Source organism: Paenibacillus sp. FSL R10-2796 (genome assembly GCF_037965315.1).
Taxonomy (GTDB): domain Bacteria; phylum Bacillota; class Bacilli; order Paenibacillales; family Paenibacillaceae; genus Paenibacillus_AQ; species Paenibacillus_AQ odorifer.
Genome location: NZ_CP150178.1, coordinates 2,926,442 through 2,940,826 on the forward strand (window position 1 = coordinate 2,926,442; position 14,385 = coordinate 2,940,826).

General features: G+C 38.8%; 24 protein-coding genes and 1 tRNA gene. 16 read left to right on the forward strand and 9 right to left on the reverse strand.

Going from position 1 to position 14,385, the window contains the following annotated elements:
* Positions 1–52: 52 nt before the first annotated feature.
* The gene (locus NST58_RS13185) at positions 53–499 is read left to right on the forward strand and encodes a type II toxin-antitoxin system antitoxin SocA domain-containing protein (RefSeq protein ID WP_339248280.1); all 447 of its coding nucleotides are present in this window, start codon (positions 53–55) and stop codon (positions 497–499) included.
* Positions 500–630: 131 nt separating this feature from the next.
* Here NST58_RS13185 and NST58_RS13190 read toward each other — a convergent pair whose 3' ends face one another.
* Both NST58_RS13190 and NST58_RS13195 read right to left on the reverse strand, forming a co-directional pair.
* Positions 631–858: a hypothetical protein gene (locus NST58_RS13190; RefSeq protein ID WP_339248283.1), complete on the reverse strand. Its 228-nt coding sequence runs from the start codon at positions 856–858 to the stop codon at positions 631–633.
* A gap of 710 nt (positions 859–1,568) precedes the next feature.
* On the reverse strand, positions 1,569–1,934 hold the full coding sequence (locus tag NST58_RS13195; protein WP_076220718.1) for a hypothetical protein: 366 nt from the start codon (positions 1,932–1,934) through the stop codon (positions 1,569–1,571).
* Positions 1,935–2,061: 127 nt separating this feature from the next.
* Between NST58_RS13195 and NST58_RS13200 the strand changes: the two genes are divergently transcribed.
* The 4 genes from NST58_RS13200 to NST58_RS13215 all read left to right on the forward strand — a co-directional run bounded on the left by NST58_RS13200 (position 2,062) and on the right by NST58_RS13215 (position 3,916).
* Positions 2,062–2,859, forward strand: a complete 798-nt coding sequence (locus NST58_RS13200) for a hypothetical protein (protein ID WP_339248286.1) — start codon at positions 2,062–2,064, stop codon at positions 2,857–2,859.
* A 298-nt stretch (positions 2,860–3,157) separates the two neighbouring features.
* On the forward strand, positions 3,158–3,349 hold the full coding sequence (locus NST58_RS13205; RefSeq protein ID WP_076303973.1) for a hypothetical protein: 192 nt from the start codon (positions 3,158–3,160) through the stop codon (positions 3,347–3,349).
* A complete protein-coding gene (locus NST58_RS13210; protein WP_076273417.1) occupies positions 3,346–3,591 on the forward strand; it encodes a winged helix-turn-helix transcriptional regulator in 246 nt (81 codons plus the stop codon). Before NST58_RS13205 ends, NST58_RS13210 begins: the two co-directional genes overlap by 4 nt.
* On the forward strand, positions 3,572–3,916 hold the full coding sequence (locus NST58_RS13215) for a YolD-like family protein (RefSeq protein WP_339248288.1): 345 nt from the start codon (positions 3,572–3,574) through the stop codon (positions 3,914–3,916). The genes NST58_RS13210 and NST58_RS13215 overlap by 20 nt, the downstream gene beginning before the upstream one ends.
* Before the next feature lie 43 nt (positions 3,917–3,959).
* Here the strand turns inward: NST58_RS13215 and NST58_RS13220 are convergent, their stop codons facing one another.
* A complete protein-coding gene (locus NST58_RS13220; RefSeq protein ID WP_076275271.1) occupies positions 3,960–4,184 on the reverse strand; it encodes a helix-turn-helix transcriptional regulator in 225 nt (74 codons plus the stop codon).
* Between the two features lie 153 nt (positions 4,185–4,337).
* Between NST58_RS13220 and NST58_RS13225 the strand changes: the two genes are divergently transcribed.
* The 3 genes from NST58_RS13225 to NST58_RS13235 all read left to right on the forward strand — a co-directional run bounded on the left by NST58_RS13225 (position 4,338) and on the right by NST58_RS13235 (position 5,882).
* Positions 4,338–4,529 carry a hypothetical protein gene (locus NST58_RS13225; protein ID WP_076275272.1) on the forward strand — a complete coding sequence of 64 codons (192 nt, stop codon included), beginning with the start codon at positions 4,338–4,340 and terminating at the stop codon, positions 4,527–4,529.
* A 48-nt stretch (positions 4,530–4,577) separates the two neighbouring features.
* Positions 4,578–4,745 (forward strand): hypothetical protein, encoded by a 168-nt coding sequence (locus tag NST58_RS13230; protein WP_339248291.1) that lies wholly within the window; start codon positions 4,578–4,580, stop codon positions 4,743–4,745.
* Between the two features lie 495 nt (positions 4,746–5,240).
* Positions 5,241–5,882: a hypothetical protein gene (locus NST58_RS13235; RefSeq protein WP_339248294.1), complete on the forward strand. Its 642-nt coding sequence runs from the start codon at positions 5,241–5,243 to the stop codon at positions 5,880–5,882.
* A 45-nt stretch (positions 5,883–5,927) separates the two neighbouring features.
* Here NST58_RS13235 and NST58_RS13240 read toward each other — a convergent pair whose 3' ends face one another.
* Positions 5,928–6,260, reverse strand: a complete 333-nt coding sequence (locus tag NST58_RS13240; RefSeq protein WP_339248297.1) for a hypothetical protein — start codon at positions 6,258–6,260, stop codon at positions 5,928–5,930.
* Between the two features lie 238 nt (positions 6,261–6,498).
* Here NST58_RS13240 and NST58_RS13245 point away from each other — a divergent pair, with 238 nt between their 5' ends.
* Both NST58_RS13245 and NST58_RS13250 read left to right on the forward strand, forming a co-directional pair.
* Positions 6,499–6,618 (forward strand): cyclic lactone autoinducer peptide, encoded by a 120-nt coding sequence (locus NST58_RS13245; protein WP_339248300.1) that lies wholly within the window; start codon positions 6,499–6,501, stop codon positions 6,616–6,618.
* Positions 6,619–6,629: 11 nt separating this feature from the next.
* Entirely contained in the window at positions 6,630–7,031 is a 402-nt protein-coding gene (locus NST58_RS13250) for a LytTR family transcriptional regulator DNA-binding domain-containing protein (protein WP_339248303.1), read from the forward strand.
* A 215-nt stretch (positions 7,032–7,246) separates the two neighbouring features.
* On the opposite strand, the gene NST58_RS13255 is transcribed toward NST58_RS13250, so the two are convergent.
* A complete protein-coding gene (locus NST58_RS13255; protein WP_339248305.1) occupies positions 7,247–7,477 on the reverse strand; it encodes a helix-turn-helix transcriptional regulator in 231 nt (76 codons plus the stop codon).
* Positions 7,478–7,589: 112 nt separating this feature from the next.
* Between NST58_RS13255 and NST58_RS13260 the strand changes: the two genes are divergently transcribed.
* Positions 7,590–8,006 (forward strand): LytTR family transcriptional regulator DNA-binding domain-containing protein, encoded by a 417-nt coding sequence (locus NST58_RS13260; RefSeq protein ID WP_339248308.1) that lies wholly within the window; start codon positions 7,590–7,592, stop codon positions 8,004–8,006.
* A gap of 490 nt (positions 8,007–8,496) precedes the next feature.
* On the opposite strand, the gene NST58_RS13265 is transcribed toward NST58_RS13260, so the two are convergent.
* From NST58_RS13265 to NST58_RS13275, 3 genes are all read right to left on the reverse strand, one after another.
* Positions 8,497–8,568, reverse strand: a tRNA-Val gene (locus NST58_RS13265).
* A 152-nt stretch (positions 8,569–8,720) separates the two neighbouring features.
* Positions 8,721–9,023: a hypothetical protein gene (locus NST58_RS13270; protein ID WP_036686108.1), complete on the reverse strand. Its 303-nt coding sequence runs from the start codon at positions 9,021–9,023 to the stop codon at positions 8,721–8,723.
* A 163-nt stretch (positions 9,024–9,186) separates the two neighbouring features.
* Complete coding sequence (locus NST58_RS13275) at positions 9,187–10,401, reverse strand: copper amine oxidase N-terminal domain-containing protein (protein WP_339248311.1); 1,215 nt, start codon at positions 10,399–10,401, stop codon at positions 9,187–9,189.
* A 202-nt stretch (positions 10,402–10,603) separates the two neighbouring features.
* Between NST58_RS13275 and NST58_RS13280 the strand changes: the two genes are divergently transcribed.
* From NST58_RS13280 to NST58_RS13295, 4 genes are all read left to right on the forward strand, one after another.
* Positions 10,604–11,677, forward strand: a complete 1,074-nt coding sequence (locus NST58_RS13280) for a site-2 protease family protein (RefSeq protein ID WP_076219152.1) — start codon at positions 10,604–10,606, stop codon at positions 11,675–11,677.
* Between the two features lie 99 nt (positions 11,678–11,776).
* Positions 11,777–11,989, forward strand: coding sequence for a hypothetical protein (locus NST58_RS13285; RefSeq protein WP_076219148.1), 213 nt, complete (start codon positions 11,777–11,779; stop codon positions 11,987–11,989).
* A 107-nt stretch (positions 11,990–12,096) separates the two neighbouring features.
* Positions 12,097–12,540, forward strand: a complete 444-nt coding sequence (locus NST58_RS13290; RefSeq protein ID WP_076129114.1) for a GNAT family N-acetyltransferase — start codon at positions 12,097–12,099, stop codon at positions 12,538–12,540.
* Positions 12,541–12,626: 86 nt separating this feature from the next.
* On the forward strand, positions 12,627–12,866 hold the full coding sequence (locus NST58_RS13295) for a DUF3892 domain-containing protein (protein ID WP_036686113.1): 240 nt from the start codon (positions 12,627–12,629) through the stop codon (positions 12,864–12,866).
* A gap of 62 nt (positions 12,867–12,928) precedes the next feature.
* On the opposite strand, the gene NST58_RS13300 is transcribed toward NST58_RS13295, so the two are convergent.
* Positions 12,929–13,666 carry an MBL fold metallo-hydrolase gene (locus tag NST58_RS13300; RefSeq protein WP_076129115.1) on the reverse strand — a complete coding sequence of 246 codons (738 nt, stop codon included), beginning with the start codon at positions 13,664–13,666 and terminating at the stop codon, positions 12,929–12,931.
* A 164-nt stretch (positions 13,667–13,830) separates the two neighbouring features.
* Here NST58_RS13300 and NST58_RS13305 point away from each other — a divergent pair, with 164 nt between their 5' ends.
* A complete protein-coding gene (locus NST58_RS13305; RefSeq protein WP_036686116.1) occupies positions 13,831–14,385 on the forward strand; it encodes a copper amine oxidase in 555 nt (184 codons plus the stop codon).

Sequence of the window (14,385 nt, forward strand, 5' to 3'; positions counted from 1 at the left end):
AAATGGGAACGTTATGCTTTAATCTAGATATAATGGAGAAAGGAGTGATACTATGGTAACTATCCAAGACGTAGCGTCCTTTTTTATTGAAAGGTCATACAAAGATGGAATACCTATCACGCATTTAAAACTCCAAAAGTTATGTTATTATGCGCAAGCATGGCATCTAGTTTTGTCTTCAAAAAAAGAGCAGCTGTTTGATGCTAAATTTCAAGCTTGGGTGCACGGACCTGTGAATACTGAGATTTTCTCAAAGTATAGAAACTACGGGTGGAACCCAATCAAAAGTGAAAAAAGTAAAGCGCGGTTTAATGATGACCAAGAAAGTATATTGAATGAAGTTTGGGAAGCTTATGGCCATCATGATGCAAAATTTTTGGAATCTTTAACTCACCAAGAGGAACCCTGGATTGAGGCTAGAAAAGGTCTGGCAGAAGACGATTACTCAAATAATCCTATTAGTGAGAAAACAATGAAGAGATACTATTCTAAACTCTGAACACAAAGAAAAGCCCTATCATAAATGGTAGGGCTTTTCTTTGTGTTCAGGTAAATCCGTCTTGCCAGTATATATAGTATGTATACATAATGGTCCATTGTATCTCGGCTATATCGGCAGGGTATTTTTATTCATTCAGTCGTTTCCCCTTCGATCCGCAATCTAATTACTCGTGAAATACTCTCCACCTCAATGTAAGGTACCCAAACCGGACCCTCGATCGTATTGATCTTAACTCGCTCTGGATCTGCTGATACCTCCGCAATACCCTTTATCTTGTCCCCATTTAATAGCCATACAACAATCAATTCTCGTCTTACGGCTGCGACCTTTAAACTTTGCTTAAGTTTTTTATCCATGACCACACCTCGGGTCTTTTATGATTATTATACACCTGGACTTATATCCTAAGGAAAGTTTTACTTACCCACATATACATAATGTTCCAAATCATTTATATTAATTATTCAGAGGTCGGTAAAAGCATTTTTTGGATATTAAATTAAAAATATAGGAGGATTAATCTTAATGGGGAAAAATTCGAAATTGCTTTATTGTATTTTGGGTAGTGTTATACTCGCTTTATTAAATAATCCTATCCTTAGTTACGCTAAACTTGGAATGTTCGAGAGTGGTTATGGAACAAGCAGATTTGGTGTGTTGTTAGTTTTTATTACTAATATAATTTCGTTAGTAGGATTTATACTATTAATTCTATTCTCCATTATATTAATAATCAAAAACATAAATTTTAAAGAAAAATGAAGAGATTACGTAAAAACTGGCTGGCAGATATTTATACCTAGTTGCGGACGTTCCAGTCCAGAAATGGAGCCGAGTTAGCGTTAAGGCTAATGATGCTTATTACATGAGAAGTGAATTTGAATTTAGGATAGTTTTGGCTTAAGTATGTATAACAAATACCCCGTCAACCTAAAGTGGTTGGCGGGGTATTTGTTGATCTGCTCATTAATTTACTTGAAAACGATTTCGGAGTTTCTATTACTGCTCTAAGCCTAGGTTTACATCGAACGGCACGAGTGAACATTGTGATATATCTCATAAAAGTTTAATTTTTCTTTAATTGTACGATTTCTTCATTACTATTGTTCCACTTAATTATAAGTTTTACCGAAGATTCTTCGTGTTCCATATTTTTCTCTGAAGTTGATTGAATTTGAAATGAAGTTGGATAAGTTTTATCATCGTACAGCCCTTTAGCTGTTATAACTTGCCCTGCAAACTGATAAGAGATAGCAGTTAATTCTTTCTCTTCTCCGATATATTTAATAGTGAAGTTAGTTAGTTCTGAACTTTTTTCGTTTTTTATTGTAGCGGTCCAATTAGCACTTTGTCCTTCCCAACTGAGAGTTTTATCAGAGCAACCAATCAAAAATAATAATGGCAAAAGACTTAATAAAAATAGTTTTTTCATGATGGACACCTACTTTTAATGTATTTTAATCTACTAAAATAATACAATAAATATGGAAAATATACTAGTAATACTATTTTAATGTGGTATAGTGTCTATATATCACATTAAAAGGAGGAATTTGGAAATGTTGAAAAAAAGAATTAAATTTGGAATTGTAACGCTTATTTTTTCATTGTCTTTGACTAGTGTAGGTGGTATTGTGTCAGCTAAAAGCGTAGAGAATGTTGATAATGATTTTATTCCGGAAGGCTTTACAGTAACCAAAGCTTACGATGAGACGGATTTAGATTACAATGTGAGTGAACAGAAGGCTGCTCGTTTTTTTGATAACAGTAATGAGAAGGCTTTACTACTGTCTACGGATGGTGAAACGGAAAGTTCATTAGAAACTGAAATCCTCAAAAATGAAACACACAAGATCCGTGATATTAAAAACCTTGAAACAGGTGAAGAAAGAACACAGTATAAAACTGATGTTAGTTTGAGAGCCTTTAAGGGAGATAATAAATGGGATCCTTCCGGAGGTGTGAATCTATCCATAACGATCTATTCTAGTACCTATTATAATGACATGTATACTGGAATGGATAAAGCCTATGTCCGTTGGGACAAAGAAGATTCTACGATTTCATCTATGACTGCAGACTCGACTATCATACAGGTCGGTCCTGGAAAAAACGGAGCCGTCACGAATCAAAATTATACAAATGAGGGCAATCACCCCGGAAATCCTTGGAATATAATATCTGGAAATACATATTTATTTGAAGTCCAAAATTATAATTGGGAACCCGTATTAACTAGTGGATTAGGCACTCAAATTGGAGTGAAATTCACAACGCAACTTAAAAGAGGAAGCACGACTTGGAAATATACTTTTGGGGTAATGGTTTTAGGAACTTTCCCACAATGGCCAGAATAATGAGATTTTAATAAATGAGATTTTAAAAATTGAATGATGAACAAAAACACACTACGCTTATTAAGCTCGTAGTGTGTTTTTATATTCAAGAAGTTAACTGTGAGGTTAGACAAAACAAATTCAAAGGTTGGTCTAGAAATGACAATAACGAAAACCTCTAAGAAAAAGTAATCAAATTAATTGAATACACAAAGAAGCCCGGAGAATAATCGTGGCTCTTTTTTACATTGAATTTCGAACGTATGTTTGGTTATAATACAAACAAACGTTCTTATTTTGGGAGGCTATCAACTTGCAAATGCAGATTGGTCAAACCGTTGAAATTGTTTACTTAGATAAAGTCGGCAAGATTACTCAGCGCAAAATTGAAGTTAAAAGCATGAATGACGGCAAGATTCGCGCAACATGCTTAAATACAGGAGCGCCAAGAGTGTTTCTAATGGTAAACATATTAGCTTGGCAGCCAAGTGATAAAGGAGCAATTGCATGAAGCCATTAACGAATAAAGAAAAAGAAATACTCAGATCATTAATTAAGATGATCGAAATTAATCACTATCCACCTACTTTGCGGGAGCTTGCCAAGGAGGTAGGATTGTCATCTACAGCGGTAATACATGCACATATGGAGCGCTTAGAGATCAAGGGGTACATACAGAGAGGTAAGAACATGCCACGAGCGTTGAGAGTTATTAAGGGAGTTGACGAAGACAATGAAATCACAACAGCGTAAGAAACTTGAAGGTAATGGTCTTTGGGAGGGAAGTCGGATGATAATGCCTGAGCATAAAAATAGGATTCTGGACGATTCGCTGAAAGAAGAGGTGCGATCAAAGCCTGATTTAGATCCCCAAGCATTAGCTGAAATCTCACAGGTATTAGCTCAATCTTTAGAGGATTGTAGTCCGATCACGATTACATTGTTTGGGGAATATGAGGAAAGATCCATCCACGGGATAGTCATGAGAGTAGATCAGCAGCTTAAACAGATTAAATTCCGTCAAGATGATGATTTGGAATGGATAAAGGTAGCGGATATTATAGAAGTAAGCACGTAAGGAAAAGTTTCCTTCTCATGCATAAATGAAACCCCAACAGTGATTATACTGGTGGGGTTTCTTCGTCTTCAGGTGTAAATTCAAGGATATCTTGCACAGTTACATTCAAGTATTTGCAAAGCTTGTCCAGTACATCCCGGGGATAACGTTCCATTGTGTCATTGTACAAACGTCTTACTATTTCAAAGTGGCAATCAGCCTCCCGGGCTAATTCTCTAATAGATAGGCCGCGCTCATCAGCAACTGCCTTGAGTCTTGATTTAATCATGGACAACCCTCCTGTATACAAATTATCACGACTAAGAAAAGTTGTCAATTCGTTATTGACAAACAAAAGTTGTCGGTGTAATATTTGAATATCGACAAACAAAGATAGTCAATAAAACATAGCTGGCGGGCATACGCAGGAGGGATGAAGGATATGGAAACAATCATTAACGGTGTCCAATACAAATACACGAATGTTCCGGCATTTGGTCCAAAAATCTTATCGTTCGTAAATATTGGTGGCGGCCAATGGGTGAATGATACTGAAACCAGCCTTGCCGGGCCTATTGAATCGTTTGAGGAGTTCAGAAGAATTTCAAAAGAAATTGATGATAGGTACAACTGAATGGAGGAACACGGGGCTACAGCCCCACTAAAGGAGGAAATGAAGTATATGGATCAATGGAGTAATAATGCCTGCCTGGGTTACATCAGGGCCGCCCTGGAGGGTAAAGGTTGGGCTGAGGAGAAGATCAGAGAAGTTGTCCGGGCTGTCTATAACGAATTTGACTATAAAACAATCGAGGAGGCTAAAAGGATCTACGAGAGATCTTTTGATTAATCCGCCTGATGAGCGCATAAGCGCCTTGGACCGGCTGCGGGGCTGGTTGAAACCTACCGGAGTATATTTGCCGGGATGGTCGCGGTATCCGTCATAAGAGGGCAGCGCGCGTCCTCACATGTATAGGAGTGATAGATATGTTGGCAGCTCACCAAAGATTAGCTGAAATTTTTCATGAGAACTTGAAGGGACCATTAAGCGAGGAACTAGCTATAGAGTTACAGTATTGTCTCCATGAGAATGCAAAGTATTGTTGGGACTACAATACTCTTAATAATCAACTTATCCAAGCTAGGTCCACTCATGATACTAATTGGGAAGTAGATCTTCTGGTTAAGATGGATTGGCTTAGACGCTCAGGAAGGTTGGTGAAAGGGTATTAAGATAATGCCGCCTGATAGACCTATTACGTAGTAAATAAGTAGTATACTCAGTACCTGGTAGGGTTATATAATTAACCTAATGAATGAAAATTATGTCAGGCGGTGTTGTGCTTTGTTGTGGGAGCCAGTAGGTTTTATGTTTTTTTCCATCCTAGAAGGTATAGGGCTTGTAACATTAATGCTTACAATTTTTAGATTTAAAATTAAGTATTACATTTGGCCTTCATTATCAATAGTTATCTTTATGAGTCTCGCAAGTTTCATACTGCGCAATGAATTGTCCCTTTCCTACGTTGTGCCAATTATTAATGTAGTAGGATTCATGTTCTTCATTGCTATTATCTTTAAACAGTCCACAGTAGGATCAGCAATAATGTCTATTACGGGTTATTTTTCTTACGGAATTATTCAAGTGCTACTAGCGAAAGTGATCTACGGTAATATGCAAGCATTAGAATCAAACATAGTAAATGGATACATACTTCAATCTGTTACCTTTATTGCGTGCTCTGCGCTTTCCTATTATCTATACGGACATGGTTATGGTTTTGCAATTGATTTCTTTGAAAAATTTAGATTTAAGTTTGAGAACGTTTTTATAATGAGCATCATAGTGGTATCTATTACCCTGTTTGCCGTCATAATGTACACGATCAACTTAACTGCAATGAGCATTTTGTTTTTAATTAGTTTGATATTCTTTTTATATTATTCATTCAGGAAAGAGGTGCAGGCTGTACGTAATGGTAGATAATTTAGCATTTAGTATTGCGAGAAGAATTAAAAACACGGTTCCGAATCATCCATCGTCAGTAAACGTTCTAAAGTATGCTTTGATTGTAATCTTAAATGCTATGTTTGGAATTGCGCTGTCTTTGTTAATCAGCATTCTTACGGGTAAAACAAGCGAGGTTATTATTATTATACTTTCGTTTGCTTTGTTGAGACAGTTATCAGGTGGATACCACATTAAATCTTCCGATGGCTGCGTAATATTTACAGTATTTCTATTTACTTTGATCTCTTTAATATCATTAAATTCAATAACAGTATTGATTCTTAACTGTAGCAGCGTGCTATTAGCATTGTTTTTTTCTCCAAGTAAAATTGACAAACAATCGAAAATTCCCAAAAAATATTACCCATATTTAAAAATAGTGAGTGTATTACTAGTTACAGTCAACTTTTATTTACAGTCTTCGACAATTGCTATGGCGTTTTTTGCGCAATGCATCTCCTTAATTCGACAAAAAAGGACTTGAATTGGTGCCATGTGGATTGTAACGATTGATGAATTTGATGGTATCAAGAAAAGTTTGTAACAGAAAGAGGATTCGCTCAAAGTGGATTAATTGAAGGAGGTGAAATGAATGAAAAAAAACTTCGTTTATAAAGCAGCTACGCTTTTATCTGTGATTGCATCTGTGGTGGTATCTATTGATAGTTTTCTGCTTGTACACCAGCCAGAAACACCAGAAGAGCTGCGCTAGGAGATGTTTGGATGAAGTTATCTGTATATCGGGAGATAGCGCTAAAGGAGTTAACAGAAGTAACTCCTAGCGATATCCTTTTCTTTCAATATGAAGAAGAAATAAAGAAAATAATTGTTCGAACACGTTCAAGGAAATACTATCTTACTGGATCAATCAACTATTGGAGCGACCTTATGGCTATAAATGGATTTAATTTCATGATAGCAGGACGCGATTCAATTATAAATATAGATCAAGTTAGGGCGGTTGAATGTGGTCGTAATTTTGCGTACTTTGAACAAGATCCTACGTCAGATTCACAATACTGTGCTTTTTCCAAGGCAAGGTTTATGTATCTCATGGATAAGATAGGCATTCCATTGAGCAGAGTTAAATTTGCAGAAAAAAGAAAAGAACTGATCTTGATCTAATCCACCCAAAAGGTGGATTTTTCTTTTATAGGGTATGTAAGAGAAAAACTGTCGAATCGCGCTGTCGAAAACCTGAAATTCACACAGTGGGAATAGTACTACACTTTTATGTAAAATGCTGGTTTAATAAAGGAAGGTAATAAAATTGTTGACAAAAGAAGCGCGAACATCTTTGTTGGGCGTTCACCGTGGGGAGTATAAAATACTCCGTCCTGTTACGCTTCAAAGAAATCGTAAAGCTCGGATTCTACACACCCAAGCACCTTACAAATAGCTCTACTTACAAGGGGATTGGGATATTTTAGTCCGCGCTCATACTTTGAAATCATTGTGTCGGAAATTGATATTTCATACTTGGCGAACAATTTGTCAGACAGTTCCTGCTGACTCATGCCCTTCAATTCCCTTATTTCACGCAACAGGCACTCCCCTAAGATGAGTGCCATAATTCCTCCAATTATTAAAAAATTATTAAGAAGGTGATTTTATGAAAATTATAACACATGGTTAAATTGAAGGCACTAATGCAGAATAACAAAAAAGACTGGAGGAGCGCATATGGTATTCATAACCGTTACAAAAAACGAAGATGGCGATGGAATCCAGCAGATAAATGTTGAGGATATACTTTATATGCATTTTGACAACCGATTATTTATTTCGGTTCAGACTAAAACCACTAAATATGTTACTGTTGGCCCACTTAGATTCTGGGAATCATCATTTGAAAAGGCTGGACTGAATTTTATGCGATTAGATCGAGGAGTCTTGGCAAACTTGGATAAAATCAGAGTGGTGGACTCTGAATATAAACTAGCGTATTTTGATTCAAATATAGATAACAACACTATAAGGTGCACAATGTCCATTACAGGTTATAAAGCATTTTGTGATGTGTATGGTATAAATCGAAAATCCGATAGGGCTGGCGAGGGTAAAATACTTAAGGACCTGTCCTGGCAGGCGGGCCCTTAAGACAGCAAAATAATTCAAAATTTCATTTAAAATGTATCACATTTTAAAATTAAAAAGTAACGGTTTTCGACCGTCAAATTATACTTGACAATAACAGCAATTATGTATAAATGTTTATCGCAAAAAGATCTATGACATGCATTTCGGAAGGGGAACAACTCGTTGATTAGTACTCATACAATAACATATGATAAACCGATAGAAAAAAAATACTTAGAATATAAAGTGAGGGCTACACTCAGTATTATGAAAGTTAAATCTCCGGCAAAAGTTCAGGTAATTACCCCGGATAAAATATATGAGCTAAATATATTAAAGTAAATGAGATGGCTGTTTGAGTCGTGAAAAAGGTAGCCATTCTTTATTGGAAAGAAAAATTCCGTCCCCAATCCGTCCCCAAGATCAAAATTTGTAAACTTGTAGAACGACACCGATAATCTAAAAAAAGAAAAAACCCTTATAAAATAAGGGTTTTTTAAATGGTGCAATATAGGACGGATGGGGTTCGAACCCATGACCCCTACCCTGTCAAGATAGTGCTCTCCCGCTGAGCTACCGTCCTGCGACGAAATTTATAATACCATACGATAGAGTAGGATGGCAATTCTTTTTTATAATCAATATAGATGTAGAGTTGTATTTACTTCTTAATTTTCTCCGATTAAGTAGTTAAATAGCTAGAAAGGGGATGACCCTTCATCCCCCTGCACCGAGTCAGATAAAAAACGGGAGTAGAAATAGACTGCTTATTCCGAAAAAAGGGATACGGCGTGGATAGAAGCGGCGTCTTGGGTAAAAGCCGGGCTGGAACCCGAATTGTCTATAGTTCGACTGCTCGGCAGGCATTCCGTTCATACGATCGACCATTTCATTGCTGGGAACCGCTAGGGTGATATAGTTCTGATCCACGTGAGCGATGAAGCCGTCAAAGGATTGACCATCAGTCGTTACTATACCTACATATTTATTCATGCAATTCCAAGCGACCTGTTGATGAAAATTTGTATTTGATTCCATGGATATCCTCCTCGAATGTTTCAATCCTGATAACAGTCTATGGTCCTTTGCCTACAACGTTCACGGCGTTTGCCTATATGTAGGAAGGTTAATTTTCAGGGATAATCACTGAGGAGGATTCGATTTAGTTCTTTAATCTATACACATGCTTGTGCTGTACTTTCTAATCAGTATTATTCTTGGAGTTATTGGAATGAGCTTCAATGGAGTAGATAACTTCTTTTTTGCCAGTAAGCGGGGAGTCATTTATAAAATACAATTTGTCACCGCTCCGTTTTACGAATTTCAAAGTATCTCCTTTAAAAGGAACATCGTTATTTTCCGCATATTCCTGATCCTTTGCTGTGAGTAGCTCCTTATACAAAAGGGTTCGCTCGCCTGTTTGGCGGTCGATTAAGGTTAGCAATCCATTCTGATTTCCACGAAGCAGTATGATTTCTTTATCAATGCTTTCTACATAGTAAGCATCTTCCTCGCCACCCAGCTTTACAAGATCAAGAGTATCTATTACATTGCCTGTGCCGTCTTGGATGAAACGTAAGGTATTACCATCATGCAAGATGAGGTTGCCATCATAAGGTTTGAAATCCGCATCTCCTCTGAACTGGTAAGCGAATGTGGCCTTGCGTAGTAATGCACCATTTTTGAATATGAGTGTGATTTCGCGTGTATTAATATGAGGCTCTCCATAGGAATCAATAATCTTAATGACTAGCAGACCCCCCGCCGTTTTCTCGATCTTCATTCCTGCCCAGTCAAAGTTTGTTTGGAGTGAAGTGAGTTTTATCACCGTATCCTTGCCTTGTGAGACATATAAATCACCATTAGCTTTGACCAGCGTATAGGTACGCCCTCCAAAGGATTCTGTGAAAACATTGTAGGTCTTCAGATCATCTGCTAAAAGTGTGTTCGTTGTGGAGTCCAGACGGAGATGGCTGCCTTCGAAAGCCTTAACGATAAAACGGGCCGGCACATATATCCCATCTTCTTTGGATTTAAAAGGTATTCCTCCTAGATCTACCGCTTTCCCGTCAAGCACGCCAGTTTGACTCCCGATTCGAACAGCAAAACTTTTAGTCCAGCCTTTGAACAGAGCACGTTTGCCGGATTTATCCCATTCCATTTTTAAGCCAGCTTGTTCAGCGATCCCCCGAACATCTACGTAGATTACACCATTTTTGAGCAGCGCAGGTCCGCCTATGTTTCCACCAGGAATGCCAAATTGGTAGTATACTTGCGAAGTATTAGCAGAGGAAGCTTGGGTGAGCGCAGAGGACACCGATACAGTTAATGAAGAGCTTGCTGACATGGTGGCAGGGAGTAAAAATGTTGAGAGCATTAAGACGGATAACCAAGCTTTGGAGTGAAAAGAGAGCATATTAACCAACCCTTTCTTTATCTGGCAGTAAAATTTATCCATGATAGTTGGTTTGACGCTGAAACGTTTCTAAAAGTTGCGTCGTATACTTTCCGAAGGGCTCACTGTAGAAATATATTTAATGCTTCTATGATAAGATAGATGGAACTGTACAGTAGTTTCTTAAAATTGAAAGATAAAGGATCTTGTGATCTTGCCGCAAATGCAAAATGAGCAGAAAAAGAATACTTCTACTCCGCTGAAATGGTTGGGGGGCGGAGCCGCCATGCTCCTGTTAAAAGGAAAGGCGATTTTGTCTCTGCTGAAAATAGGTAAAATTGCCGGGCCGTTAATTTCCATGATGGTTTCGATAGGGGCATATGCTTTGATTTATCCGTGGGGGTTTGCTATAGGTATCGTCCTGCTTTTGCTTGTTCATGAATTGGGACATGTCATAGCCGCTAAGCGGATCGGGTTACCCGTCAGCGCTCCGTTATTTATTCCTTTTTTAGGCGCGTTAATTACTATGAAAAAACATCCGCTGGATGCGAAGACAGAAGCGTATGTTGCTTTTGGCGGACCGATTCTGGGTACTATTGGGGCTACTGCTGTGTTTGGAGCGGCATATTATATGGATAGTCCACTTCTTTATTCCCTGGCTTATATAGGCTTATTGCTTAATTTGATTAACCTGCTGCCAATCCATCCGCTAGACGGTGGACGTATTGCTACCGCAGTTACGCGCTGGCTGTGGCTTGTGGGTCTGGTGGGTGGCTTAGCTATAATCGTTTACTTGCGTTCGATTTTGTTCTTTATCATCTGGGCAATGTTTGCTTACGATCTGTATAATAAATATGTGAAAAGACGTAACAACAACCGGCCGCAGTCTGTCACTAAGGGGTTCTTAATTCCCGTAGAGCCCTTGCGAGAGGCGGGTTACATGATTCCAGGAGCTGAGCATCGCCGGGATTTACCTTTTACTACCTACAGTGATCTAGAGAGACAGCAGTATGTTGTGGTCAGATGGGACCAGCTGAATTATTATGGCAAAGCTACACTGCCACAGCAATGTATTATTGAAAAGGTAAGAATTTCGCAGCTGGAGCAAGTAACGTTAGAGAATGGTCTTCATTTAAAAATGCAATGTGACATCAGCTGTACCGTGCACGATAATGATAAGTATTACGATGTGCCAGCCAGTACACGCTGGAAATATGGAACAGCTTATTTTGTTTTAGCAGGCTTTTTGGTTGGGATGATGTATCTAGTCCATTTGGTTGGAAACGTCAATCTCTAAGAGGGCAACTGGAATGAATAGCTCCTATTGTTTATAAAGCTCCTGAATCGTCAAAGCTGTAGTGAGTATAACTGCAGCTGCGATGAAAGGAGCTTTTTTATGTCTAAAATTGTGAAATGGGAAGTCGGCGTTTGCCTAGTGTTACTGCTGGGTGTAGTGGGGTGCTCTACGGTGAAACCCGCAAAAGTTATCGAAATCAATGAGATGACCAATCTGGATGGCAAATCTAAAAGTCAGTATCCTCCGTTGTCACCTGTGATGCAAGACGTATATAACCGTTCAATCCCTGAAGAAGTATATTCTGTGGATTAGTCTACTGAGAGGTTACGGATTCCATGTGTAGGCTTTTCTTTCTTGTCATTATTTTATATAATAGACAACTATCGTTGGCTACATAGAGAGAGGAGTTTGCAACTAACATGGCGGCAGAAATCTTACGGGTAACTACAGAGGAACAGCTTCAGATGGGGCTGGATATCCGTACTAAAGTATTTGTTGAGGAACAAAAGGTACCGGCCGAGGAAGAAATTGACGAATATGATGCCATCAGTCCGAATGCGCACCATATTCTGATTATAGATGAAGGGATACCTGTAGCAACGGGTAGATTGATCTATTACAAAGCAGGTACGGCTAAAATGCAGCGCATCGCCGTATTGAAAGAATATCGGGTCAAAGGATACGGACGTGTCTTGTTACTGGCGATGGAAGAGCTTGCTCGGGAGCTTGGACTGGAAGCTTCAATTCTAGATGCTCAGTGTCAGGCAGAGAATTTCTATAAGAAACTCGGCTATGAAGTTATTTCTACAGAGCCATTCTATGATGCAGGTATATTACATGTACGGATGCAAAAAATGCTTTAAAGATTGGTGCACATAATTATTGGACGCTCTACGCAAGCTAGGATGTGCCGAATGATGGCAAATCCAAGTGCAAGGGGCGAGCTAAAGTGCCAAATAACGAACGTGAATCTTTCGTAGCTGTTCAAAAAAATGGGGATGGCGATTTAACAAGCTTCCAGACCTCTACAGGACGTGTGCTGGCGTATGACCAAGCCCTGCAAGAAGTACAGGCCGGAAATATTGCCGGAGTGAACGCTTTTAAAGGTAAGGATGGAGAAACTTATATTCGCGGAGATGCGGATGGAGATCCAACTAACAATCTGGATAATTTGCCGACATTTTCATAGTTCAACACGAAAAGCCGTACATACGTCTACAGACGTTTATGTACGGCTTTTTTTTGTAAAGATCAGAGTTTATAGTTCACATGCTGCTCTAAAAATTCCATCTCTCCTGTAAGTCCGACGAAATCTGGTTGTTCATCGCTATAATGCATGAGCTTGATCCGCTCGCGAACATCTTTAGGCAGAGACATCAGCTCTTCCAGCGTGGTGTGAACAACGCCTGTTCCACCTAGTTGGCAGTCATGCAGGATGATCCGGATCCCGCGCTCCCGCACAAGGCTAATCAGTAGATCCGGCTGAAAGGTCATGTCCGCACTATAAAAAATCTCGTTGTTTATTAGAAGGGAGTAACTGTTTTTGCCGGGAATATGCGGTGTTTGTATGATCTCTAATGAAAGAGTAGGAGAGAGCTTGTAGGTATTTTCAGGCTGCATGGGCTTAACATCGAAGATATCAGATAAGGAAGACACAGCATCTTCTTGGTATAGACCTCCCTTTAACGTATTGTTCCATAAGGGCTCTATAAGTGTCTCGGGAAGAAGTAAGGTCATTTTTTTACCGTGCACATGTTTTAAGGTTAGTGCAAGCTCTTCCAGCCCTCCAACATGATCTGCATGAATATGTGTAATGAGCGTAGCATTTACGTCACTGAAGGATTTTTCAAGTCTATGCATGGCAAGCGGGGCTGTTATCCCGCAATCAATCAGCAGGGTGTAATTTTCATCTAGCAGCAAGCCATTGTTGTTAAAATATTTTTTCGCAAAAGCATTGCCTGTTCCTAGCATTTGTAGGCTTAGACTCATAAGAAAGAACCCTCCTGAAATCGGTTATAGCTAATGTTTCTACTTCGAATAAGACCATAATATCATTTTTCGCAAGATCAATGAAATATTTACCTGAAATCAGCGCAACTTGCTGAAACAAAGTAAGTATATATTAACAGCATGAATTATCTGGAGGGTCTCAAATGAATAGATGGAAAAAAATCACTTTGTGCGTGTTTGCTTTTTCCTTAATGGGTGGCTCATTATTATTCGCCGATTCCGTTAATCAGAAAATTAGAGTATGGAGCAACGGAAAAGAAATTGTAGACGGCGGTTATCTAATTGATGGAAAAACGTACATTCCTGCTAGAGAAACAGGCGGGGTTGTTACTTGGGACGGTTCTGGGAAAGTTACGATCCTTAAACCTAATGTCCATATTGTACTTTTTAAAGGGGATACGGTTTTTGGCAATGTCAATGTAGGCAAGCTGAAAATAAAGATATTAACTCAGGTAGATAGTCTGACCGAAGAGATTTCAGCAGTGAAAGTGGCCATGACAGATCCGTCTGGAAACGTTAAGGATATTCAGTCACAGGTGCTTGAAGGCTCGCAGAAGGATAATTTCTGGTTTCCAACCTCGGAGTTTACTTATGATTTTAAAGAAGCGGGCAAATACCGGGTAGGCTTCTATATTAAGCCCTCCAAAAATGCCGATTACGTACTTGTGTCGGAGAAGGTAATAACAGCGTTAAATTAG